The 24,506-nt window shown below is 60.9% G+C and carries 22 protein-coding genes; 7 read left to right on the plus strand and 15 right to left on the minus strand.

The window, feature by feature from the left end; all coding sequences use genetic code 11:
• Window positions 1-19 precede the first annotated feature (19 nt).
• From ACW5XC_RS16575 to glyA, 13 genes are all read right to left on the minus strand, one after another.
• Complete coding sequence (locus tag ACW5XC_RS16575) at window positions 20-961, minus strand: ABC transporter permease (RefSeq protein WP_040068611.1); 942 nt, start codon at window positions 959-961, stop codon at window positions 20-22.
• Between the two features lie 2 nt (window positions 962-963).
• Window positions 964-1,938: an ABC transporter permease gene (locus ACW5XC_RS16580; RefSeq protein ID WP_042054177.1), complete on the minus strand. Its 975-nt coding sequence runs from the start codon at window positions 1,936-1,938 to the stop codon at window positions 964-966.
• A gap of 99 nt (window positions 1,939-2,037) precedes the next feature.
• Window positions 2,038-3,594, minus strand: coding sequence for an ABC transporter substrate-binding protein (locus ACW5XC_RS16585; protein ID WP_042054176.1), 1,557 nt, complete (start codon window positions 3,592-3,594; stop codon window positions 2,038-2,040).
• A 69-nt stretch (window positions 3,595-3,663) separates the two neighbouring features.
• The gene (locus ACW5XC_RS16590; RefSeq protein WP_042054175.1) at window positions 3,664-5,388 is read right to left on the minus strand and encodes a dipeptide ABC transporter ATP-binding protein; all 1,725 of its coding nucleotides are present in this window, start codon (window positions 5,386-5,388) and stop codon (window positions 3,664-3,666) included.
• Between the two features lie 487 nt (window positions 5,389-5,875).
• Complete coding sequence (locus ACW5XC_RS16595) at window positions 5,876-6,370, minus strand: phosphatidylglycerophosphatase A family protein (RefSeq protein ID WP_005349509.1); 495 nt, start codon at window positions 6,368-6,370, stop codon at window positions 5,876-5,878.
• The gene (gene thiL / locus ACW5XC_RS16600) at window positions 6,367-7,326 is read right to left on the minus strand and encodes a thiamine-phosphate kinase (protein WP_041235128.1); all 960 of its coding nucleotides are present in this window, start codon (window positions 7,324-7,326) and stop codon (window positions 6,367-6,369) included. Before thiL ends, ACW5XC_RS16595 begins: the two co-directional genes overlap by 4 nt.
• Window positions 7,327-7,383: 57 nt before the next feature.
• Window positions 7,384-7,797, minus strand: a complete 414-nt coding sequence (gene nusB / locus ACW5XC_RS16605; RefSeq protein ID WP_005343514.1) for a transcription antitermination factor NusB — start codon at window positions 7,795-7,797, stop codon at window positions 7,384-7,386.
• A 14-nt stretch (window positions 7,798-7,811) separates the two neighbouring features.
• Window positions 7,812-8,282 carry a 6,7-dimethyl-8-ribityllumazine synthase gene (gene ribH, locus ACW5XC_RS16610; protein ID WP_042054173.1) on the minus strand — a complete coding sequence of 157 codons (471 nt, stop codon included), beginning with the start codon at window positions 8,280-8,282 and terminating at the stop codon, window positions 7,812-7,814.
• Between the two features lie 203 nt (window positions 8,283-8,485).
• Window positions 8,486-9,595 carry a bifunctional 3,4-dihydroxy-2-butanone-4-phosphate synthase/GTP cyclohydrolase II gene (gene ribBA / locus ACW5XC_RS16615; protein ID WP_042054172.1) on the minus strand — a complete coding sequence of 370 codons (1,110 nt, stop codon included), beginning with the start codon at window positions 9,593-9,595 and terminating at the stop codon, window positions 8,486-8,488.
• A gap of 149 nt (window positions 9,596-9,744) precedes the next feature.
• Window positions 9,745-10,398: a riboflavin synthase gene (locus tag ACW5XC_RS16620; RefSeq protein WP_042054171.1), complete on the minus strand. Its 654-nt coding sequence runs from the start codon at window positions 10,396-10,398 to the stop codon at window positions 9,745-9,747.
• Between the two features lie 55 nt (window positions 10,399-10,453).
• Window positions 10,454-11,563 (minus strand): bifunctional diaminohydroxyphosphoribosylaminopyrimidine deaminase/5-amino-6-(5-phosphoribosylamino)uracil reductase RibD, encoded by a 1,110-nt coding sequence (ribD, locus tag ACW5XC_RS16625; RefSeq protein ID WP_042054170.1) that lies wholly within the window; start codon window positions 11,561-11,563, stop codon window positions 10,454-10,456.
• A 199-nt stretch (window positions 11,564-11,762) separates the two neighbouring features.
• Complete coding sequence (nrdR, locus tag ACW5XC_RS16630; RefSeq protein ID WP_005338880.1) at window positions 11,763-12,212, minus strand: transcriptional regulator NrdR; 450 nt, start codon at window positions 12,210-12,212, stop codon at window positions 11,763-11,765.
• A 150-nt stretch (window positions 12,213-12,362) separates the two neighbouring features.
• Window positions 12,363-13,616, minus strand: coding sequence for a serine hydroxymethyltransferase (gene glyA / locus ACW5XC_RS16635; RefSeq protein WP_005338884.1), 1,254 nt, complete (start codon window positions 13,614-13,616; stop codon window positions 12,363-12,365).
• A gap of 324 nt (window positions 13,617-13,940) precedes the next feature.
• On the opposite strand from glyA, the gene ACW5XC_RS16640 reads away from it, so the two are divergent.
• Window positions 13,941-14,225, plus strand: a complete 285-nt coding sequence (locus ACW5XC_RS16640; protein WP_042054169.1) for a hypothetical protein — start codon at window positions 13,941-13,943, stop codon at window positions 14,223-14,225.
• 52 nt (window positions 14,226-14,277) lie between these two features.
• Here ACW5XC_RS16640 and torS read toward each other — a convergent pair whose 3' ends face one another.
• Entirely contained in the window at window positions 14,278-17,100 is a 2,823-nt protein-coding gene (torS, locus tag ACW5XC_RS16645; RefSeq protein ID WP_042054168.1) for a TMAO reductase system sensor histidine kinase/response regulator TorS, read from the minus strand.
• A 70-nt stretch (window positions 17,101-17,170) separates the two neighbouring features.
• On the opposite strand from torS, the gene torT reads away from it, so the two are divergent.
• The gene (gene torT / locus ACW5XC_RS16650; RefSeq protein ID WP_042054167.1) at window positions 17,171-18,217 is read left to right on the plus strand and encodes a TMAO reductase system periplasmic protein TorT; all 1,047 of its coding nucleotides are present in this window, start codon (window positions 17,171-17,173) and stop codon (window positions 18,215-18,217) included.
• Between the two features lie 37 nt (window positions 18,218-18,254).
• Entirely contained in the window at window positions 18,255-18,659 is a 405-nt protein-coding gene (locus ACW5XC_RS16655) for a GFA family protein (protein WP_005338893.1), read from the plus strand.
• Between the two features lie 36 nt (window positions 18,660-18,695).
• Here the strand turns inward: ACW5XC_RS16655 and torR are convergent, their stop codons facing one another.
• A complete protein-coding gene (torR, locus tag ACW5XC_RS16660) occupies window positions 18,696-19,409 on the minus strand; it encodes a two-component system response regulator TorR (protein WP_042054166.1) in 714 nt (237 codons plus the stop codon).
• Between the two features lie 145 nt (window positions 19,410-19,554).
• On the opposite strand from torR, the gene torC reads away from it, so the two are divergent.
• The 4 genes from torC (at window position 19,555) to ACW5XC_RS16680 (ending at window position 24,385) form a co-directional block, all read left to right on the plus strand.
• The gene (gene torC / locus ACW5XC_RS16665) at window positions 19,555-20,721 is read left to right on the plus strand and encodes a pentaheme c-type cytochrome TorC (RefSeq protein WP_080771394.1); all 1,167 of its coding nucleotides are present in this window, start codon (window positions 19,555-19,557) and stop codon (window positions 20,719-20,721) included.
• Between the two features lie 27 nt (window positions 20,722-20,748).
• On the plus strand, window positions 20,749-23,241 hold the full coding sequence (gene torA / locus ACW5XC_RS16670) for a trimethylamine-N-oxide reductase TorA (RefSeq protein WP_042054165.1): 2,493 nt from the start codon (window positions 20,749-20,751) through the stop codon (window positions 23,239-23,241).
• A gap of 99 nt (window positions 23,242-23,340) precedes the next feature.
• Window positions 23,341-24,009 carry a molecular chaperone TorD gene (gene torD, locus ACW5XC_RS16675; RefSeq protein WP_021230390.1) on the plus strand — a complete coding sequence of 223 codons (669 nt, stop codon included), beginning with the start codon at window positions 23,341-23,343 and terminating at the stop codon, window positions 24,007-24,009.
• 7 nt (window positions 24,010-24,016) lie between these two features.
• A complete protein-coding gene (locus ACW5XC_RS16680; protein WP_005349490.1) occupies window positions 24,017-24,385 on the plus strand; it encodes a hypothetical protein in 369 nt (122 codons plus the stop codon).
• Window positions 24,386-24,506: the final 121 nt, after the last annotated feature.

The raw sequence follows: 24,506 nt of genomic DNA on the forward strand, positions 1-24,506 counted from the left end.
GCCTCAGAATCAGCCCGCGTTAACCTTTGTAGATCTTGGGGTTAAACACATCCCGCAGCCAGTCACCCAGCAGGTTGATGACCAGCACCAGCACCACCAGACAGATGCCCGGGAAGGCGGTGATCCACCAGGAGCCGGAGAAGATGTAGTTGAAGCCGACGCTGATAAGCGAACCGAGCGAGGGCTGATCAACCGGCATCCCCAGACCGAGGAAGGAGAGCGCCGCCTCGCTCATGATCGCGTTGGCCACCTGCACGGTGGAGATAACCAGAATGGGCGACAAACAGTTGGGCAGAATGTGGCGGAACATGATGCGCGGGGCGCGGAACCCCATCACCTTGGCCGCTTCCACATACTCCTTCTTCTTCTCCGCCAGCACAGAGGCGCGCACAGTACGGGCGTACTGCGGCCACTCGGCGATACCGATGATCACCACCAGCATCATGATGGCAAACTTCGAGTAAAACTCGGAGCCAAAGGTTGCCTGAAAGATGGCGGAGATGATGATCGCCACCATCATGGTGGAGAACGACAGCTGCACGTCGGCAAAGCGCATCAGCAGGTTGTCGATGCGACCACCGAAGTAACCGGCAATCAGACCGATGACGATACCAAGCACCAGCTGCAGCGCCACCGCAAACAGGCCGATGGTGAGGGAGATACGGGCGCCATAGAGAATGGTGCTCCAGATATCCCGCCCCTGGTTGTCGGTACCGAGCCAGAAACGCTCCTCGCCGCCTTCGAGCCAGGAGGGGGGCAACTCGGCATCCATCAGATCAAAACTGGTCTGGTCATAGACGTTGTGCGGTGCCAGCCAGGGCGCCAGCAGCGCCGCCAGCACGAACACCACGAACACCGCAAAGCTGAACATGGCTACCTTGTCCCGCAGGAAGTAGTAGACGATGTCAGAGTTCTTGAATCGTGCCCAACGGCTTGGGCTTGCAGTTACAGCGTTACTCATGCTTACCCCTTGGCAGTCAGGTTAACGGTCGGGTTAATCAACCCGTAGAGCAGGTCGACCAGGGTATTGGTCACCACGAAGATCAGTCCCACGAAGATGACGTAGGCGGTGATGAGGGGTGTATCGACCCGGTGGATCGCCTCAAGGAACAGGAAGCCGGTACCCGGCCACTGGAACACGCTCTCGGTCAGGATGGTGTAGGCCACCATGGTGCCGATCTGCACCCCGCCAACGGTAATGACCGGCAGCATGGTGTTCTTCAGAGCGTGCTGATAGTAGACCTTGTTGTTGTCCAGCCCCTTGGCGCGGGCGAACTTGACGTACTCGGAGGAGAGCTGCTCCAGCATCTCGGAGCGCACCAGCCGGATAAACAGCGGCAACATGATGGAGGAGAGAGACACCGCCGGCAGGATCAGGTGCAGGATGCCGTCCCAGGTGAAGAAGCCCGACTCCCAGCCCAGCAGGTTACTGGTCTCGCCGCGGCCATAGGCTGGCAGCCAGCCCAGCTGGATGGAGAAGAGGTACATCAGCATGATGGCGGTCAAAAATACCGGGATCGAAATGCCGATGCTGCTCCCTGCCATGATGATTTTGGTGGGAATGCTGCGCGGGCGGATCGCCGAATAGACACCGAGTGGAATGGAGACCACCACGATGATGAGCGCGGCAGCAAACACCAGCTCAAGGGTAGCCACCAGCTTGTCGAGGATCACCTCGAGAGCGGGTCGCTTGAAGAAATAGGAGGTGCCCAAATCCCCATGCACCGCATTTTTCAGAAAGCGGCTGTATTTGATGAGGAAGGGATCGTTAAGGCCCATCTTCTCGCGCAACTCGTGACGCTGGGCTTCGGAGACGGATTGTCCCACCAGCTCGCGCAACGGGTCACCCAGGTTATCCTGGATGGAGAAGGCGACCAGGCTGATGACGAACATCACTATCACGGCCTGATAGAACCGTTTCAGCAGGAATGTAAACATGCTTGTCCTTCTACGTGGCCTGTGTCGTGGCACAGGCTTCTGTTAGTGGGCGGAGTGGCCAGCTGACCACCCCGCCCCGTCCTTCCTTGCGACGTTCTCTTACTTGCTGACCACCAGGTCACCCAGGTAAGGGAAGTTCATCACGTTGACCACCGGCTTGATGTCGACGTTCTTCTTGGCGCCATAGGCCAGATCTTCCCAGTGCAACGGCACGTAGGCAGCATCTTCGATCAGCATGGCTTCGACCTTCTTCAGCATCTCGGCACGCTTGGCCGGATCGGTCTCGGCGTTGGCATCCATCACCAGCTTGTCAGCTTCGGCGTTGGCATAACCGGCGCAGTTGTATTGGCCCATACCGGTCTTGGCGTCCTTGGTGAAGGTCAGGAACTCGAAGAAGTTCGCGGTATCTTCGGTGTCGGAGTGCCAGCCGATCAGCTGCATGTCCGCGGCGCACTTGTCAAACTCGGGCCAGTACTGGGCCACCGGCATGGTCTTCAGATCCACCTTGATGTTGATCTTGGCCAGCATGGCGGAGACCGCCTGGGCAATCTTGACGTCGTTGACGTAGCGGGCAGCCGGGGAGATGAAGGTCATCTTGAAGCCTTTCTCGTAACCGGCCTCTTTCATCAGCTCCTTGGCCTTGGCCAGATCATACTGGGGCACCAGCGCCTCGTTGTGACCGGCATAGCCTTTCGGGCTCAGCTGACCAGCAGGGGTACCGAAGCCCTTGTTGATCTTCTCGACGATACCCACCTGGTTAATGGCGTAGTTGATCGCCTGACGTACACGCTTGTCTTTCAGCGCCGGGTTGGTGTTCTGGTTCAGCTCGATGATGATGGCGCGGGTACCGGACAGGGTGACCAGCTGGGAGTCCTTGCCATTCTTCACGCGCTCCAGATCGTTCGGCGCAACCGGATAGATCATGTCCACATCGCCACCCAGCAGGGCTGCAACACGAGTCGCATCTTCCTTGATCGGCACCACGGTCAGGTTCTCGACGTTACCCTTGGAGGCTTTGTCCCAGTAGTTGGCGTTGCGGGCATAATCCAGCTTCACACCCTGCTCGCGGAACTTGACGGTGAACGGGCCAGTACCGGAGACGTGGGTAGAGGCATAGGAGTCGCCGTTTTTGACGATCTCGGCCTTGTCTTTGCCCGCTTCGGTCTTGCCGGTATAGAACTTGGAGTCCATCGGGAAGATGTAAGTGACGGTCTGCAGCACCAGCGGGAAGGGCTTCGCAGTGATCAGATCGACGGTGTAGTCATCGACTTTCTTCACTTCGCTGATGGGATCGAAGATCGCCTTGAAGTCGACGGAGGATTTCAGGCGGTTGACGGTCCACACCACGTCGTCTGCGGTGAAGTCGTTACCGGAGTGGAACTTGACGCCCTTGCGCAGGTGGAAGCGGACAGTCTTGTCATCGACACGCTCGAACTTCTCGGCCAGACGGGGCTCGAACTGCAAGTCCTGGGTGTAACGCATCAGGGGATCGAATACCAGGTGCGACATCTCCAGGGTCTGACCGGAGAGCTGCTCCTGCGGATCCAGCGAAGTGGCGTCAGAAGCGACACCCACCTTGATATCAGCGGCCGAGACACTGAAAGCGAAACCGGCGGCAAACAGCGCCAGGGCAATCTTGGACAATCCTTTCTTCATCTTGTTCTCCATGCTTTTGGCTTTCTTATGACACTTTTTTGACAAGCAGACCGGCGCACCGGCGCTCTCCTAGCTTGCGATTTCCAGCCCCTCGCGGGACATTCCCTTGAACTCCGGCATGAGGGAGATCAGCTTGCGGCTGTACTCATGCTCGGCATTGGTAAAGAGTTTCTCGGTCTCGGCCACCTCAACCAGATGACCGTGCTGCATCACCCCGATGCGGTCGCACATCTGGCGGATCACCGGCAGATCGTGGCTGATAAACAGCATGGTGAGCTTGAGCTCCTGCTGCAGATCCTTGAGCAGGTTGAGGATCTGGGCCTGCACCGACACATCCAACGCCGAGGTCGGCTCGTCGCAGATGAGGAAGCGTGGCCGGGTCGCCAGGGCGCGGGCAATGGAAATGCGCTGACGCTGGCCGCCGGAGAACTCGTGGGGATACTTGACCCCGGCACAGCGGCCAAGGCCCACGTGATCCAGCAGATCGCCGACAATCCCCTCGATCTGGCTCTCGCTGCTCGCCAGCTGATGGAAGCGGATCGGCTCGGCAATGATGTCGCGCACCTTCATCCGCGGGTTCATCGACGAATAGGGGTTCTGGAACACCATCTGCATCTGGCGACGCAGCGGGCGACGCTCGCGCTCGCTCTTGAGAGCGGTCAGATCGATCCCCTCAAAGAAGATTTTGCCGGTATCAGGCGGATAGAGACCGGTGATGGCGCGGGCAATAGTCGATTTGCCGGAGCCGGACTCCCCCACCAGACCGAAGGTCTCCCCTTCGAAGATCTCGAAGCTGATGTTGTTGCAAGCGCGTACATACTGGCGGCGGCTCGGGAAGATGGAGTCCTTGGTGACGAATTTCAGATCGACGTTCTCCACCCGCAGCAGCGCCCCTTCATAGGCACGCTCGTCCTGACTCTGGCCGAGCCAGTGGGTCTTGAGGTCGATATTGGTATCCGGCGCACTGGCATCCTCGATATAGGAGACCAGCGGGAAGCGCACCAGCTTCACGTCGGAACGGGGGACCGCCGAGATGAGGCTGCGGGTATAGGGGTGATTGGGGCTGCCCAGCACCTGTTCGGTAAGGCCGAACTCCACCAGATCGCCGCGATACATCACCGCCACCTTGTCGGTAACGTTGGAGACCACGCCCATGTCGTGGGTCACCAGCATGCAGCCCACCTGACGCTCTTTGCAGAGGGCGCGGATAAGCTGGAGGATCTGATCCTGAATGGAGACGTCGAGCGCCGTGGTCGGCTCATCGGCGATGATCAGCTCCGGATCGCAGGAGAGCGCGATGGCGATAACCACCCGCTGACGCATGCCACCGGAAAACTGGTGTGGGTACTGCTTGATGCGCAGCTCCGGACTCGGGATCCCCACTGCCCCCATCAGCTCCAATGCCTTGGCAAAAGCGGCTTCGCGAGAGAGGTCGGTATTGGCCAGAATGGTCTCCACCAGCTGATGCTCAACGGTGAACAGCGGGTTGAGGGAGGTCATGGGGTCCTGGAAGATGAACCCGATACGGGAGCCACGGATGGCCCGCATCTCGTTCTGGCTCTTGCCGGAGATGAGTTCGCCATTGAGATAGATATCGCCACGGGCGATGCGACCCGGCGGGCTCAGGAGATCGATAACGGCATTGCCGATGGTGGACTTGCCGGCGCCGGATTCACCGACCACCCCGACAATCTCACCCTTTTCGATAGAGAAAGAGAGATCCTTCACCGCGGCCAGCACCCCGTAGCGGGAGGGGTACTCGATCCGCAAGTTCTTTACTTCGAGCAAGGACATGTTTACCTCTGCGGGGGACATCCGTCCCAAATAATTCGTCCGTAAATCAGCCGCAGATGCCGGTTGTTACCTTGGGCAATATTTGCTCAATCCATGAGGCAGCGAAACCAGCGATCCGGGCGGGTTTTTTGCATTTTTTTGGAATAACCCGCGAGTAACTTAGACGGTTTGACCACGGGTGTAAATGATTGAGTTATACAATTCCGCAATGTTTTGTGCAGATAACCACCAATTCGACAGAGATAAATGATGATTTTCATCACACAAATGGCCGGTGCGTCCGTACATCTATTGGTATCATTACTTTAATTTCAACAACAACGCAACAAGCAGCATTTATCACTATTTCCAAAACAATCACCAGCCCCGAATGAGTAGTGAATATTTATGTGAAATGGATGATAAACGGCAGCATATGCCGATGAATGAAAATTAAGCAGATATAAATCGGGGGATGCCAGAACGGTCATCCCCCGGAAGGTGGCTCTCAACCGAGCCAGAATGCCAGTAATTGCATACAAAACAGGGCGAACAGGCCGGCGATCAGATCGTCCAGCATGATGCCCAGGCCACCGTGGATCCGGCGATCAAACCAGGAGATGGGCCAGGGCTTGAGCACGTCAAACAACCGGAACAGCGCGAAGCCCGCCACCACCCACTCCCAACCGGCTGGCGCGGCGATCATGGTGACGCCAAAGCCGATCACCTCGTCCCAGACGATGGCACCGTGATCCGGCATGCCGATGGCATCGGTGGCGCTCTGGCAGATACGAATACCGACCACAAAACCCACCGCCAGCAAGGCGATAAACCAGTGGGTCGGCAGACCGCTCACCAGCAGATAGAGCGGAATGGCCGCCAGGGTGCCCATGGTGCCCGGCGCCTTGGGGCTGAGACCGGAACCAAATCCCACCGCCAAAAAATGAAGCGGATTTTTCAGATCCAGTCGTGTCAGCTCGGGCTTTATCCTGAACAAACTCATGCGAAGTGATCCCACCCTTTCAGTTGCAGCTCGACCGCTTGGTCGCCACGCAGGTAGTCGATGCCCGGCTCGCCCGCCACGATGCGGCCGATGCGGCTGAACTTGACCCCGCTGTGGGCCAGCGCCGTATCGAGCGCGCCGCGGTGCTCCTCCGGTACGGTGAAGCAGAGCTCGTAGTCATCGCCACCGGCCAGCGCCAGTTGCCACGCCTCCTGCTCGCTCACCGCATCCTGCAGCACCGGCGAGAGCGGCAGCAGATCGAGATCGATCTGGGCCCGCACACCGGACGCCTTGAGGATATGGCCGAGATCCGATGCCAGACCATCGGAGAGATCCAGCGCACTCCCCGCCAGCCCGCGCAGCGCCTGTCCGGCCAGAATGCGGGGATGGGGGTGGTCGAGCCGTGGCAGCACTGCCGCCAGCTGGTTCTCGTTGAGAGTGCGTTTGCCCAGCAGGTGGGAGAGCGCCAGCGCGGCATCTCCCAGGGTGCCGGTGACATAGATGCCGTCACCCGCTTTGGCACCGCTGCGCAGCAGGGCACGTCCGGCAGGCACCGATCCCTTCACCGAAATGGTGATGGAGAGCGGCCCGCGGGTCATGTCTCCGCCCACCAGCGCCACGTTGTAGTACTCGGCCAGCTCCAGAAACCCTTCGGCAAAACCGGCGACCCAACCTTCGTTGATGGCAGGCAGGGTCAGCGCCAGCGACACCCAGCGCGGCTCGGCCCCCATGGCGGCGAGATCGGAGAGATTGACCGCCAGCGCCTTGTAGCCGAGATCCACCGGATCCATGTCGGGGAAGAAGTGTACGCCGCTCACCAGAGTGTCGGTGCTCACCGCCAGCTGGGTATCGGGGGGCAGGGTCAGCAGGGCACAGTCATCTCCAGGGCCCATCACCACGTCCTTGCGGGCGTGGGGCACCTTGAAGTACTTATCAATCAGCTCAAATTCACCCATACAGTAAAAAGCCAGCAATAAGCTGGCTCCTCTCTTAGATGCTGACGGACAGCAGGATCAACGCTTGTTCAGCGACTTGATCACCTTGTCCAGTACACCGTTGACAAACTTGTGGCTGTCATCGGCAGCAAAAGCTTTGGCCAGCTCGATCGCTTCGTTGATGACCACGCGCGGCGGTACATCATCACGACGGGTCAGCTCGTAGGTCGCCAGACGCAGGATCGCCTTGTCCACCATGTCCACTTCTTCCAGCGGACGGGAGAGGAAAGGTGCAAACACCTTGTCCAGCTCGCTGCAGTGGAGGGCTACCCCGAACAGCAGATCGCGGAAATAGTTCAGGTCTACACCCTTGGTGTCCTGATCGATCTTGAACTGCTCTTCGATGTCACCCACGTTAGCCTTGGTCATCTGCCACTGGTAGATGGCCTGGGTGGCGCAATGGCGGGCTTTACGGCGCTCAGACGGTTTCAATGTACTTCTCCTCGTTACACGTCCAGTTCTTTCAGGACGTTGATCATTTCGAGCGCTGCCAGTGCAGCCTCTGCACCCTTGTTACCCGCCTTGGTACCTGCACGCTCGATGGCTTGTTCAATGTTTTCAGTGGTCAACACACCGAAGGCAACGGGAATTTCATATTCCATCATTACCTGGGCCATGCCCTTGCTGTTCTCGTTTGCCACCAGGTCGAAGTGGTAGGTGCCGCCACGGATGACAGTACCGACCGCCACGATGGCGTCGTATTGACCACTCTTGGCCAGCTTCTTGATGACCAATGGCATTTCAACCGCGCCCGGCACTTTTACCTGTGTCAGGTTGCTGTCCTGCACTTGACCTTGACGCTTCAGTACGTCCACCGCGCCGTTCACCAGACTGTCGTTGATGAAGCTGTTGAAACGGGCAACAACAATAGCAACGCGCGCCTCAGGAGCGGCGATATTTCCTTCGATAACCTTCATTGGAAATCCTGTATCTGTGCAATCAAAAGGGCCGGAGTCAAAAGTGCGCACATTCTAGCACAACAGACCCACGACAAAAACCATGGCCGCAATAGACGGCCATGATCGCGATGTAACCAGTCCGGCGCACTTACTCGCCGGTAAATTCCACGACTTCCAGACCGAAGCCACCCGGAAGGGGATGGTACTTCTCTGGTAGTACGTTACTCGCCGACGTATTCAACCACTTCCAGACCGAAACCACCGAGGGCATGGTACTTCTTCGGCGAGCTCAAGAGGCGCATCTTGCTCACGCCGAGCGCCTTGAGGATCTGGGAACCGACACCCACCCGGCGCGAGGTGCCCTGCCACTTGGCTCCTTCCGGTGCCAACCCCTTGTCGGCGGCTTCAAAACCCTTGACCCTAGCCAGCAGCTCGGCGCCATGGGATTCCGCCCCCAAAATCACCAGCACGCCGCCCTCGTCAGCAATGCGGGCCATGGATTTGGGCAGCGGCCAGCTGCGGGCAGCATGGCGGTCGGTCAGCAGCAGATCGCTCAGCACATCGTGCAGATGGACGCGCACCAGAGTCGGCTGGTCAGCCTGTACCTCACCCTTTTTCAGGGCGAAGTGAACCTGATTGTCGATGGTATCGCGGAAGGTGATGAGGTCGAACTCGCCAAACTCGGTGGGCAGCTTGCATTCGGCCACCTTCTCGACAGTGGTCTCGTGCTGGTTGCGGTACTCGATAAGGTCGGCGATGGTGCCAAGCTTGATGCCATGCTGCTCGGCGAACACCTCCAGATCCGGACGGCGCGCCATGGTGCCATCCTCGTTGAGGATTTCGACGATGACGGCGGCCGCCTCGAAACCGGCCAGACGGGCCAGATCGCAGCCCGCTTCGGTGTGACCGGCACGGGTCAGCACGCCGCCATCCTGCGCCATCAGCGGGAAGATGTGGCCCGGCTGCACCAGATCGGCCGCCTTGGCATTGGGCGCCACAGCCGCCTGCACAGTCACCGCGCGATCGGCGGCTGAGATACCTGTGGTCACCCCTTCTGCCGCCTCGATGGAGACGGTAAAGGCGGTGGAGAACTGGGCATTGTTGCGATCCACCATCAGCGGCAGCGCCAATTGCTTGCAGCGATCCCGGGTCAGGGTCAGGCAGATGAGGCCACGGCCGTAGCGGGCCATGAAGTTGATATCCTCCGGACGGACGCAGGAGGCGGCCATGATGAGGTCCCCTTCGTTCTCCCTGTCTTCGTCATCCATCAGGATCACCATCTTGCCAGCCTTGATATCGGCAATGATTTCCTGGGTTGTGCTCAGCGCCATGGGCTACTCCATCAGTGTGCTTGGGGGTTGAGCCCGCAGGCTCAACGCAAATGCGTGTGTATGTTGCTCTAGATTGGGGCTAGCGGCTCCATTTCAATCAGAGCGGGATCACAGAAAATCGTTTTGGTGGCCAGACTCAGCGCACACCGTCAGAGAAAACCGGCCTTGGCCAGCGTCTCCATGGTCAGGGTCGAGGCGCTGCTCTCCTGACTTTTTCCCATCATCAGCCGCTCCAGATAACGGGCGATCTGATCGACCTCGAGGTTGACCTTGTGACCCGGCTTCCAGCTGGCAATAGTGGTCTCCTGCGCGGTGTGGGGCACGATCGTCAGGCGGAAAAGGTCCCCCTGCACCGCGTTGACGGTGAGGCTGATGCCATCCACCGCAATGGAGCCCTTCTCGGCGATATAGCGGGAGAGTTCCCCCGGCGCCTTGATCCAGTACTCGATGGCACGGCCGCTGCTGGAGACGCTTTTCACCTCCCCTACCCCATCCACATGGCCGGAGACCAGATGGCCGCCGAGGCGGGAGGTGGGCATCAGCGCCTTCTCGAGGTTGACCCGATCGCCCACTCTGGCGGCGGCAAAGCCGGTACGGGAGAGGGTTTCCAGCGACACGTCGGCGGTATAACTCTTGTCGCCCAGCGCCACCACGGTGAGGCAGACGCCGTTGGTGGCGATGGAGTCGCCCAGTTTGACGTCACTGAAGTCGAGATGCGGTGCATGGACGGTGAGGGCCATGTCATCGCCCTGACGGCGCTGCTCGGCCAGGGTTCCCACCGCTTCGATAATTCCGGTAAACATGCAGATCACCTTGCTGATGACGGGGGCTGATTATGCCCCCTTGAACATTGATAAATCAGGCTATTTTGGCGGTAATGCGAATATCCGGCCCCACCATGCGCACATCCTTGATGGCGAGCTTGGGCGCCTGGAACAGCCGGGTCAGGCCGGGCAGATGGAACAGGCCACGCCCCTCGTCGCCCATCAGTTTGGGCGCCTGATAGAGCACCAGCTCATCCACCAGCCCTTTTTCCAGCAGAACGCCGCACAGCCGCGGCCCCGCCTCGACCAGTACCGAATTGACGTTCTGCTTGGCCAGCAGCATGAAGAGGCTGACCAGATCCAGCTTGCCATCCAGCAGCGGCAGCTCCAGCTGCAGCACCCACTCGGGCCACTCGCCGGATGCTTTGTGACGGGCCAGCAGCACCGGGCTCTCGCTCTGGAATAGCGGCAAGTCGGGAGTGAGGCGGTTTTGCGAGTCGACGATGACTCGCAGCGGCTGGCGCAGGGTCTCTTTGGGATAGCTCGCCTTGACCGAGGGGGGCAGCTCGTCCCAACGCACGGTCAGAGAGGCACCGTCAGCCAGCACGGTTTCGGCGCTGGAGAGCACCGCATCGTGGCGGGCCCGCAGTCGTTGCACGTCACGGCGCGCATCCGGGGAGGTGATCCACTGGCTCTCGCCGCTCGCCATGGCGGTGCGACCATCGAGGCTGGCCCCCAGCTTGACGGTCACTCGCGGGAAGGCGGTACGCATCCGCTTGAAAAAGCCCGGGTTGAGCGCTTCGGCTTCACTCGCCAACAGGCCGAAATCGGTCTTGATCCCCGCTTCGGAGAGCATCCGCAGGCCACGTCCGCCCACCTGGGGATTGGGATCGACCATGGCCGCCACCACCCGGGCCACACCGGCCTTGATCAGCGCCTCGGCGCAGGGGGGAGTACGACCGTGGTGGGAGCAGGGTTCGAGGGTTACATAGGCGGTAGCGCCACGGGCGTTGTCACCGGCGGCGCGCAGGGCGTAAACCTCGGCATGGGGCTCGCCCGCCTTCTGATGCCACCCTTCGCCAACCACCACGCCATCTTTGACCAGCACGGCGCCGACGCAGGGATTGGGGGCCGTGGTGTAGCGGCCGCGGCGGGCCAGTTCGAGGGCCCGACTCATCCATTGGTAATCATCTTGACTAAACATTCGGGCTCCTTTGACAACACATCTCGACTTTACGCAATATCGTAGGTTCGATTAGCGCAGCGTAATCGGACGCGGCAACATGGGTGAGCATGGAGGTTTACTTCTCCAGCTTGGCGATCTCTTCGCCGAACTCGCGAATATCTTCGTGTCCTGAGGTAGAGAGGGGCGAAGCGGATATCCACTTGCCCATCCGATACCATCATTTCTCCAATTTGGCGATCTCTTCGCCGAACTCGCGAATATCTTCGAAGCTGCGATAGACGGAGGCAAAGCGGATATAGGCCACCTTGTCCAGACTCTTGAGCTCATCCATCACCAGATTGCCCACCAGCTCGGAGGCGACCTCACGCTCACCAGTGGCACGCAGGCGGGATTTGATATGGTTGACCGCCTTTTCGATGGCCTCCATGCTCACCGGCCGCTTCTCCAGCGCCCGCAGGATGCCGGCGCGCAGCTTGTCTTCATTGAACGGCTCGCGGGAGCCGTTGGACTTGATGACGCGGGGCATCACCAGCTCGGCCATCTCGAAGGTGGTAAAACGCTCGTGACAGAGCAGACACTCACGACGGCGGCGCACCTGATGGCCTTCTGCCACCAGACGGGAATCGATCACCTTGGTATCAACCGCACTACAGAATGGGCAATGCATCGGACCTCCGGCGTTAATGGAACAGGGACCGGCCCGGCGGGCCAGGATCTAGGTCGGCCAGTGTAGCACGGCCATCCAAAACCGGTAAAAGCCAGAAAAAACAATGCCACCCGCAGGTGGCATTGGTCTCAAACCGGACGGTCTGACTTATCAGCCATAGACCGGGAAGCGGCGGCAGATATCCAGCACCTTCTCGCGTACGGTGGCCAGCACGGCATCGTTGTCGTGGTTGTCCAGTACGTCGCAGATCCAGTGGGTCAGCTCGATGGACTCGGCCTCCTTGAAACCGCGGCGGGTGATGGCCGGGGTACCGATCCGCACACCGGAGGTGACGAACGGGGAGCGCGGGTCGTTGGGCACGGAGTTCTTGTTGACGGTGATGTTGGCTTTGCCCAGTGCGGCGTCAGCATCCTTACCGGTCAGCTCGCGGCCGATCAGGTCAACCAGCATCAGATGGTTGTCGGTACCGCCGGAGACGATCTTGTAACCGCGCTCGATGAAGGTAGCGGCCATCGCCTTGGCGTTTTTCACGACCTGAGCCTGATAGGTCTTGAACTCCGGCTCCAGCGCCTCTTTGAAGGCAACGGCTTTACCGGCGATGACGTGCATCAGCGGACCACCCTGACCACCCGGGAAGACGGCAGAGTTGAGCTTCTTGTAGAGCTCCTCGTCGTCAGCAGCGGAGAGAATAAGACCACCGCGCGGACCGGCCAGGGTCTTGTGAGTGGTGGAGGTGACCACGTGAGCGTGGGGAACCGGGTTCGGGTAGACGCCAGCGGCGATCAGACCAGCCACGTGGGCCATGTCGACGAACAGGTAGGCACCGACCTTGTCGGCGATTTCGCGCATGCGGGCCCAGTCAACGATGCCGGAGTAGGCGGAGAAGCCACCGATCATCATCTTCGGCTTGTGCTCGACAGCCTGACGTTCCATGTCGTCGTAGTCGATCTTGCCGGACTCATCGATACCGTAAGGCACGATGTTGTAGAGCTTGCCGGAGAAGTTGACCGGAGAGCCGTGGGTCAGGTGACCGCCGTGGGCCAGGTTCATGCCCAGTACGGTGTCGCCCGGCTGCAGCAGAGCCATGTAAACGGCGCTGTTGGCCTGGGAGCCGGAGTGCGGCTGCACGTTGGCGTAAGTGGCACCGAACAGCTCTTTGGCGCGCTCGATAGCCAGGGTTTCGACCACATCCACATACTCGCAACCACCGTAGTAACGCTTGGAGGGGTAACCTTCAGCGTACTTGTTGGTCAGCTGGGAGCCCTGGGCTTCCATGACACGGGGGCTGGTGTAGTTCTCAGACGCAATCAGCTCGATATGCTCTTCCTGACGACGGGTTTCGTCTGTGATGGCCTGCCACAATTGCGGATCATAATTGGCGATGGTCATGTCACGTTTCAACATCCGTTTCTCTCCTGAAAATCGTTTGCGCGTTAGGTGAAGTGGGCGCGGGCATTGTAACGTGAGCTGGATCAAAGAGACAGTCCAACCACCTAAAAAAATGTTGAATTTATGTTGTAAAAAGCAAGATTCCCTCCCCGTTCAATACCCTGGCCGCTCCGCCAAACGATACATTTTTCATCCCGCGGCGGGCGGGCAAAACCCGAAGGGGATCACAACGCCCTCTTTATCCATCCTGTAACATATTCATTCGAAACAAATTTAATGATGATGGAGCTGATTGCAGCCATGCATCCGAGGGGCTGCACCTAACCGGAGGAGTTCAAGATGGACCATCTGCTGACATTCGTGATCCTGGCTGTCTTTTTTCTGTTCTACTGGGTCTACTACACCAGCCAACGCAAACATGTCCCCACCACCTCGTGGGATCAACTCCCCACCAAAGCCGAATATCTGGCGGCCCACCCTGAATCAGTCGATGGCGACATCATCTTCTGTTATCACTGCGGCCACCACGAGTTGCTGGAGGTAGGCATGGTGCACCTGACCGATTTTCGCCGGGAATGGGTCTGTGCCAAGTGCAAGCAGGTGCTATTTCGGGATATCGAATAAACGGCGCAGGGACTGTCCACCCCCTATGAACGTTGTACATCGCCAGCAGGGATCAGAACGGCGAATCCCTGTTGGCCGCCAGCCACAGCTGCAACCCGCTCACCGCCGCGTCAAATTGCGCCCCGATTGTCGCAGGCTCACCGCCCCCCGCCTCAAGAGCCGCACAGTGGCTGGCAAATTCGGTCAACCCCAGCGCCAGCGCACTCCCCTTTAGCTTGTGCGCCAGCTGACGTTGCTCACTACCCTCACCCTGAGCCAACTTATCCACCAACACCCGCCCTTGCGACTCAAACAGCGCGACCAGCTGGCGGATCCGCACCATGCCGAGCAGGGGCAGATCGTCATCCAGCACCGGATTGGCCCACTCAGGCTGTTTAGTTGAGGGCACGGCAGCTAGCTGCACAGGCGGCTCGATAGAGGCGCCCTCTTGCCGAAACAGCTGATCGATGGCGTTCGCCAGCACCGCCAGCCGCACCGGCTTGCCGACAAAATCGACAAACCCGGCGGCAAGGCAGTGGCGGATATCCTCCGGATACATCTGGGCCGAGATGGCGATGGCGGGCAGCGACCGCTCATGCATCTCCTCGCTGATGGCTGCCAGATCCTCGCGCAGGGTCATACCGTCCATATCGGGCAGATTGATATCGAGCAGCGCCAGCTCGAAGGGGCGCTCGGTCACCAGCGCCAGTGCGCTGCGACCATCCTCCGCCAGGGTGACGCGATGGCCGAGGCGGGTCAGCATGCCGTGCGCCACCAACCGGTTGATCTCGTTATCCTCCACCAGCAGGATGTCACGGGACTGACCAAGGTGCAGCGGTTGCGCCTCGGCAGGCAGCTGGGCACTCGAGCGTTGCAAGGGCAGGCTGAAGCTGAATTCACACCCCTTGCCCGGTTCGCTGACAAGGTTCAGCTCGCCCCCCATGGCAGTCACCAGCTTGCGGCTGATCGCCAGTCCCAGCCCGGTGCCGCCCTGATGGCCTATATCACGCTTGCGCTGGCGAAACGCCTCGAACACCGCCTCCTGCTCATCGGCCGGAATGCCGGGGCCGGTATCGCGCACCACGAAGCGGATGCAGGGCTCGGCGCAAGGGCCTTGGCAGGCAAGAGGCGCCACCGTCAGGGTAATCTGGCCACGGGCGGTAAACTTGACTGCATTGCCGAGCAAGTTGCCGAGCACCTGGCGCAGCTTGCCCAGATCCCCCTCGACCACAGGCGCCAGCTCGGGCGCATATTCCAGCGCCAGAGTGACCCCCTTGGCCGCTGCCTTTGGCCGAAACAACGCGCTCAGCTCATCCACCAGCAGGAACAGGGGGAAGGGCTCACGGCGCGCCTCCACATGGCCCGCCTCTATCTTGGAGTAGTCGAGAATGTCGTTGAGGATCTCCAGCAGGGATTCGCCACTGTGCTCGATGGCGGCCAGATAGCGCTGCTGGGTATCGCTCAGGTGGGTATCTTCCAGCAGCGTCAGGCCCCCGAGAATGCCGTTCATGGGGGTGCGGATCTCGTGGCTCATGGTGGCGAGAAACACCGACTTGGCGCGGTTGGCCTGTTCTGCCTCGGCGCGGGCCTGCCGCTGCTTCTCCACCTCCTCATTGAGCCGCTCGTTGGCGTGGCTGAGCTGGCCGGTGCGCTCCTCGACCCGCGATTCCAGCTCGCGCTGATAGCGGCCCAGCTCCACCGCATTGTCACGAAACACCTGCAGGGCCCGCCCCAACTCCGCCAGCTCATCGCGCCCGGTACTGGCGATCGGCTCAAGGGGAGCCAGATCACCGCGCGCCAACCGGCTCATCCCCGCCACCGCCCGTTGCAGCGGCCAGACGATCCGGCCGTAGACCATGCGCCACATCAACAGCATCAGCAATAGCAGGGTGAGTAGGCCAATGGCCATCAACGCCTGCTCCAGCAGCCTGAGGCGCTGGCTTAGCGCCTGCTGGCTCTGCCCCAGCGAATCGCGGGCACGGCTGACCAGCTCTCCGACCTGCTGGTTGAGGCTGCTCATCAGGGCTTCGTTGGCATTGGCCAGCACCCGCAGCGCCTCCCCCTTGCCGAGCCAGTCGCTGCGCAATTGCATCAGCTTGTCACTCTGTGCCAGCACGGTCAGCGCCTGCTCCACCGCCTGCCGGCGGGCCGGATCGGTCACCGCCCCGGCCCGCAGTTGCAAGATGGCCAGCTCCCGCTGCCCCTCCTGCAACAGGGCCTGCAATTGCCCCTGCTGTTCGCTGCGCCACATCTCCTCGATACGCTGCTGCTGCATCAGGGTGCGATGACGCAGCTCGGTCATCTGCTCCAGCCAGTCGAGATCCTGCTCCAGCAGGCGGTCCAGCGTCCGGGTCGCCTGCGCACCTTGCTGTTGGTAGAGGGAACCCAACCCCGCCACCATCACGGTTTCGGCATTCTCCATCTGGCTGCGCGCCAGCTCGGCGATCTGTCCGGCCGCCGCCACCAGACGGGCCCGCTGCGCCTCCCCTTGCGCCATCAGGGTCAATCTTTCCCCCACCAGCCAGCCCTGCTGGCCCAGATTGCCGATGATGCTCTGGCTGAGCTGATCGAGGCTTGTTGAACCCTGCCCACGGCCGAGTTGCGCCAGCACCTGCTGCAGCTGTTGCCCCTGCAGGGTGAGCAGGCGTCCCTGATGCTCCCGCTCCTGCTCGCTGGTTGCGGTGGCCAGCAGCCGTGACGCGCCCTGGATCTCGCCGCTGAGGCGAGAGAGCGTGCGGGCCAGCTCCTGATCGGCCAGAGTCTGCTGCACCCCTTGCTCCAGCTGGCGCAGATGGCTAAGCCCCACCCAACCCAGCAGGGAGGCACTCAGTGTGAGTAATGCCATCAAGGAGAAGGCCAGCAGCAACTTGCCACCCAGGCCGGAAAAGATTCTCACGGGAAGTCCCTTGGTTGTGGTCGGCTTTGACCGGATAATATGGCCCAACACTTTAACAAAACCCCTGACCATGCGAAGCGTCTATCTCTCCCCGTTGTTGCTGATCTGGTTGCTAATGCTTCCCCGCGCCGCCCTCGCCTTTGCGGTCGATATCTGGCCCGGCGGCGAATTCAGCGGCCAGCCGCTGCGCCAGCAGTGGCAGGAACCCGCCGCCGCAACCAAACCGCTGACCCTCTGTGCCCTCTACCCCCATCTGCGCGACGCCTACTGGCTTTCGGTCAATCAGGGCATGGTGGACGAAGCGAAGCGGCTGGGAGTCAAGTTGCAGATCCACGAAGCGGGGGGCTATGGCGCCCTCGTCGAGCAGCGTCAGCAGTTGCTGCGCTGCGTGCAGGAAGGGAGCGACGCCATCTTGCTCGGCGCGGTGAGCTATCAGGGCTTGCGCGAGGCCATCAAGGTCACGCCGCTGCCGCTCTTTGGGCTGGTCAACGATCTGCCCAGCGGTCTGGTGCAGGCCAAGGTGGGGGTCTCCTGGTACCAGATGGGCTGGCAAATCGGCCACTGGCTGGCGCAGCGCCACCCCGCCGGCAGCAAACCGGTCTCGGTTGCCCTCTTCCCCGGCCCGCAGGCAAGCGGCGGCAACAACTTCGTCGAGCCGGGCTTTGCCGATGCCATCAAAGGGAGCGCCATCAAGCTTGTCACCACCGAGCGCGGCGACAACAGCCGGGAAATCCAGCGCACGCTGGTACAGCAGACGCTGGCCCGCTATCCCGACCTCGACTATCTGGTGGGCGGCGCCATCGCCGCCGAAGTGGCGGTCAACGAACTGGCGCAGCGCCATCTCGACAGGCCCCGGGTGCTGAGCACCTACTTCAGCCACGGGGTACAGCGGGGCCTGCGACGGGGCAAGATCCTGGCCGCCAACAGCGATCAGATGCGGCTGCAGGGGCGTCTTGCGGTCGCTCAGGCGGTCTGCCTGCTGCAACACCCTGATGCCAATGCCGAGCAGTGCCCGCGGGTGATGGGGCCACCCATTCTGACGCTGTCTGCACCGCTGGCCGACCCCGCCGAGTCCCTCTCGGATGGCGCTTTTCGCCCCGTCTATCGGGTCGAATAGCCGTTCCAAATCCGATCAGCACACTCAAGGAGAAGAGATGAAAGAGTTACATGCCAGCTGCCTGTGCGGCGCCGTCGCCCTGACCCTGCCGGATCAGTTCGACTATATGGGGAACTGCCACTGCAGCGAATGCCGCAAGTTTTCAGGGGGAGATTACGCCTCGGTCGGCGGACTGGATGGCAACAAGGTCACCATAGTGAAAGGGGAAGAGGCCATCGGCCGCTACCGCAAATCGGCAGAGACCACCCTGGCCTTCTGTCGTCACTGCGGCTCCAGCCTGTTCAGCCAGAAGAGCAGCAGCGGCAAGATCAACCTGCGCCTCGGGGTACTGGACGATGTGCCGAGCCAGCGACCCGCGTTTCACATCTTCGTCGGATCCAAGGCGCCCTGGCACCAGATTGGCGACGACTGCCCGCAATTTGATACCCGCCCGCCGGTCTGATACCCGGTCAAACAGGTCAAGGCCACCGTAACGGGCTCAGGAGGCTATCTCACCGGCAAACAGATAGCCTTCACCATGGACGGTGACAAACAGCTGGGGATCCCGCGGATCCGCTTCCATCTTGCCGCGCAGCCGCCGGATCAACACGTCTATGGTGCGATCGCTCGGGCCATCGCCGCGATGGCTGATGAGGGTCAGGATCCGCTCCCGACTGAGCACCCGCCCGGCATGGGCGACAAAAGCCACCAGCACTTCATATTCCGCCTTGGTCAGACGCACCGGCACTCCGTCCTTGCTGAGCTGGCGACGGGGAATGTCAAAACGCCAGGGGCCAAAGCGCACCGCATCGTCAGCCACCGAAGGCTCGCTCGGCGCGGCGGCCGCCAGCGAGATCCGCCACAGCAGATTCTTGACCCGCACCAGCAGTTCCCTGAGCTCGAACGGCTTGGTGACATAGTCGTCGGCCCCCATCTCGAGGCCGACAATCCGGTCCACCGCATCGCTGCGGCCAGTGACCAGAATGATCCCCACCGTGCTGCGCGCCCGCAGTTCACGGGTCAGCAGCAGACCATCTTCCCCCGGCAGGTTGATATCCAGCATCACCAGATCGACCGTCTGCTCCGCCAGCACGGCGCGCATCTCCTGGCCATTTTCGACCGCCGTCACCCGATAGCCCTCCCGCTCGAAATAGCCGGTCAGCTTCTCGCGGGTAACCGCATCATCTTCAACAACCAGAATGTGGTAGCTCATGGGCAGGGTTCACGATGGTCGACAAGGGAGGATTATTCTATTCACATTTTGTCATAAATACCCCTATTTCATTAATTTGTGGCGGCAGCCCTGTTCACAACGCCTCCCTATCATGGCTCCCATCAAAAAAGTGATGTGAGAGAGCATGATGAAAAAACTGTGGCACTTCCTGCGCACCCCCAGCCGTCGCTGGTCGGTACTGGCGCTGCTTCTGGTGGGCGTCGGCGTCACCCTCGCGGGCACCGTCGGCCTGCACTATGGCTTTGAGAAAACCAGCAGCCTCGAATTCTGTATCTCCTGCCACTCCATGAAAGACACCGTCTATCCGGAGTACAAGGAGTCCATCCACTTCAAGAATGCCTCAGGAGTACAGGCGGTCTGTACCGACTGTCACCAGCCGAAGGACTTTGTCGGCAAGGTGGCCCGCAAGATGGAGGCGGCCAACGACCTCTATCAGGAGTACATAGGCCACAGCATCGACACCCAGGAGAAGTTCGAGGACCGGCGTCTCCATCTGGCCGAGAAGGTGTGGGCACGGATGAGCAGCCAGAACTCCAAGACCTGCAAGTCCTGCCACAGCTACGACAACATGGATCACGCCAAGCAGTCCCCGGCGGCAGCGCTGGCGATGAAAGATGCGGCGGCGAAGAACATGAACTGCATCGAGTGCCACAAAGGCATCGCCCACGAACTGCCCAACATGGCGGGGGGCTTCCGGGCCACTTACGCCACCCTGGTTAACGACGCGCAAGAGGCGCCAGCCGCCGAGACCCTCTACAACCTGGGTGAAAAAGATCTCTACGCCAGCGAACAGAGCAGCGACCCGGTCGGCAAACTGCTGCCCGCCTCCCGCATCGACGTCGTAGACCGCAGCGGCGATCGCCTCAAGGTGACCATCGAAGGGTGGCGCGAGAGCGATGGCAAGGGCCGGGTGCTGAGCGAATACATGGGCAAGCGGGTCTTCGTCGCCACCATCCGTGACGAACTGAAAGCGAGCGAGAAAGTGCTCAAGCAGGAGACCGACAGCGCCACCCATATCAAGTGGGAGCAGGTTCAGGTGCAGGCCTGGGTCGATGGCAAGGGCTTTGAGTCCTCGCTCAAGCCGATCTGGGATTACGCCGGCGAGATGTACAAATCCACCTGCAACTCCTGCCACGGCGCGCCGGATCCCGCTCACTTCACTGCCAACGGCTGGATTTCGGGACTCAAGGCGATGTCTGCCTACTATCGCCTGAGCAAGGAAGAGGAGCGCACCCTGCTCAAATACCTGCAAAACCATGCCGCCGATACCGGTGGTCAGGGCAGCCACTAAGTCCGGATTCGAAAGAGGAATAACAAGATGATCAATATTTCCCGTCGTGGTTTTCTGGGTGGCTTGCTGGCCAGCGGTGCCTCTGCCCTGATCGGCCCCTCCCTGCTCGGTCGCGCCGTGATGGCTGCCGAGTCTGGCGACAAGCTGGTGCAGTCCGGCTCCCACTGGGGCGCCTTCCGTGCCCGGGTGGTCGATGGGCGCTGGGTCGAGACCCTGCCGTTCGAGCATGACAAGCACCCCACCGACATGCTCAAGGCCTTGAGTGAGGTGGTCTACAACCCCTCCCGCATCCGCTACCCCATGGTGCGGCTGGACTGGCTACGCAAGGGCCACCAGTCCGACACCAGCGAACGCGGCCAGAACCGCTTCGTGCGGGTCACCTGGTCCCAGGCGCTGGACTTTTTCTATCACGAGCTGGAACGGGTGCAGAAAACCTATGGCCCGAGCGCCCTCTATGCCGGCCACTCCGGCTGGCAGTCGGTGGGCAAACTGCACTCCGCTGGTGCCATGCTCGGACGCGCCATGAACCTGCACGGCACCTATCTGGCCAAGGCCGGTGACTACTCCACCGGTGCCGCCCAGGTGATCCTGCCCCACGTGGCGGGCGCCATGGAGGTATACGAGCAGCAGACCTCCTGGCCGCTGGTGCTGGAACACAGCAAGACCATCGTTATCTGGGGCTCCGATCCCATCAAGAACCTGCAGGTGGGCTGGCTGGTGCCGGATCACAGCGTCTACGACTACTGGGCGCAGTTGAAAGAGAAGGTGGCCAAAGGCGAGATCCGGGTGATCAGTGTCGATCCGGTCAAATCCAAGACCCAGAAGTACCTCAATTGCGATCAGGTGACCCTGAATCCGCAGACCGACGTACCGCTGATGCTGGGCATCGCCCACACCCTCTACAGCGAGAAGCGCCACGACGAGGCGTTCCTGAAGAACTACACCACCGGCTTTGACAAGTTCCTGCCCTACCTGCTGGGCACCAGCGATGGTCAGGTGAAGGATGCCGAGTGGGCCGCCGCCATCTGTGGCGTACCAGCCGAGACCATCCGCGAGCTGGCCCGCGCCATGAGCAGTGGTCGTACCCAGCTTATCGGCGGCTGGTGTGTGCAACGCATGCACCACGGCGAGCAGTACGCCTGGATGCTGGTGGTACTGGCCTCGATGATTGGCCAGATCGGCCTGCCGGGGGGCGGTTACGGCTTTGGCTGGCACTACAACGGAGCGGGCACCATCACCTCCAGCGGCCCCATCATGTCCGGTTTCAGCTCGGTAATTCCCGGGGTCAAGCCGCTCCATGACGGCGACTGGAAGGGCTACTCCAAGTACATTCCGGTAGCCCGTTTCGTCGACTGCATCCTCAATCCGGGCAAGCAGATCGCCTTCAACGGCCAGACCATCACCTACCCCCACATGAAGATGGCGGTGTTCTGCGGCAACAACCCGTTCCACCACCAGCAGGATCGCAACAAGATGGTCGCGGCTTGGCACAAGCTGGAAACCGTGGTCAGCATCGATCACCAGTGGACCGCCAGCTGCCGCTTCGCCGATATCGTGCTGCCCGCCACCACCACCTATGAGCGCGATGACATCGAGCAGTGGGGCTCCCACTCCAACGCGGGCATTCTGGCCATGTACAAGGTGGTAGAGCCGCTGTTCGAGGCGCGCGATGACTACGACATCTTCGCCGATCTCTGCCGTCGCTTCGGTCGCGAGGCCGAGTTCACCGGCGGCAAGAGCAAGCTGGAGTGGATCCAGAGCATCTATGACGACGCCCGCCTGCAGGGCCGCGGCATCGGCATTCGACTGCCCCGTTTCAGCCAGTTCTGGCACGGCGAAGGCTTCGTCACCTTCCCGGCGGGCCAACCCTGGGTGCGCCACGAGTCGTTCCGTCAGGAGCCGGATCTGGAGCCACTGGGTACCCCGTCCGGCCTTATCGAGATCTACTCCAAGACCATTGCCGACTACGGCTATGGGGATTGCCCGGGCCACCCGGTCTGGATCGAACCCTACGAGCGCTCCCACGGCGGGCCGGGCAGCAAACAGTACCCGCTGCACCTGCAATCCTGCCACCCGGACAAACGGCTGCACAGCCAGCTCTGCTCCTCCGACAACTATCGCGCCACCTACACGGTACAGGGTCGCGAGCCTGTCTACATGAATCCGCAGGATGCCAAATCCCGCGGCCTCAAGGACGGCGATCTGGTGCGGGTGTTCAACGGTCGCGGTCAGGTATTGGCCGGGCTGGTGGTGAGCGATGACTACGCCCCCGGCGTGGTGCGCATTCAGGAAGGAGCCTGGTATGGCCCGCAAGAGGGTGGCAAGGTAGGGACGCTCTGTACCTACGGCGATCCCAACGTGCTGACCGCCGACATCGGCTCCTCCAGCCTGGCGCAGGCCACCACGGCCCATACCGCGCTGGTGGAGATCGAGAAGTTCCGCGGGCAGGCACCCGCCGTCACTGCCTTCGGCGCGCCGGAATCGGCCAAGGGCATCGACCCTATGTTCCCGGCACTCTGACCCCTGGGGGACGAAAGCGCCCCCTTGAGTTTCCTTTATTTTTAAAGTCGTTAGAATCGGGAGCCATCAAGGCTCCCGATTGCCATCCACGGAGGAAAAATGCAGGAATTTATGGCTACCAGCGAACGCCGGGCCGAACTCTACTGGTGGTTCTCCACCCTGTTCGCCGCCGAACTCAGTGATGAGCAGATCGCCGAATATGACACCTATGATGTGCGAAGCTTCCTGAAAAGCCTCTCCACCCTGGATCCGATGCGCGAAGCCGTGGCCGAACTCAACGAGGCCATCGCCCGCCTGCTGGTGCGCCCGGATCGCCAGCTGGAACTGGCCGCCGACTTCGCCGGCCTGTTTCTGGTGGATCCCAAACAGGGCGCCCTGCCCTACGAATCGCTCTATCGTGGTGAGGCCAAGCTGCTGATGCAGGCCCCGATGGCCGAGATGCAGGCCCGCCTCGATCGCCTCGGCATCAATGTCAGCGACAAATACAAAGAGCCTGCGGATCATCTGGCCATCGAGCTGGATCTGATGGGCAATCTCATCATCCGCGCGGCGGAAGCCAAGAGCGCAGCCGAGCGGGAACGCTGGCTCGACGAGCAGGAAGCGCTGCTGCACGGCCATCTGCTGGGGTGGTTTGACAAGTTCGAAAGCGCCTGTCGCGCCGCCGACCGGTTTGGCTTCTACGGCGCCAGTGCCCGCCTGCTGGGGGTCTTCCTCAAGATGGATGCCAACTACCTCTCTCTGGTCAAACCGGCACCGTCCGCCGACTGAGTCCGCGATGAAGACAGCCCTGCTTCTGATTGCATGCTGGCTGCTGGCCCTGATCCCACTGGATCAGGGCATTACTCCCCTGATTGCGCTGCTGTTCAACCCGGATCGCGAGCTCTACGGCACCGCCCAGCTCACCGGCTTTGCCGGCATCCTGCTCACCCTCTACCTTGCCAATCTCGGCGTCGAGGTGGTGTTGCGCCGCCGCTTCCAGATTGCCGGCATGCTGGCGCTGCTGGCCGCCTGGATCGACTTCATCAACAGCAGCGGCAGCGAGTCGCACTTCCTGCTGCTCTATCTGCTTGCCCTCCCGTTCCATCTGCTCGGCTGGCTGGTACTGGTGCGCGGCATTCAAGCGTTTGGTCGCCAGAAGGGATAACCACTCGCCCCTTTTTCCATCCTTTTTATCAGGTTTTTCTGCCTATTCTTGCCGTCAAAACAACCAGATAACTCCGCTTGACTCCCGGCCAAACAGTTCGTGCCATACTGACAACTGATGC

Source organism: Aeromonas sp. 25-AL00135, from assembly GCF_054052385.1.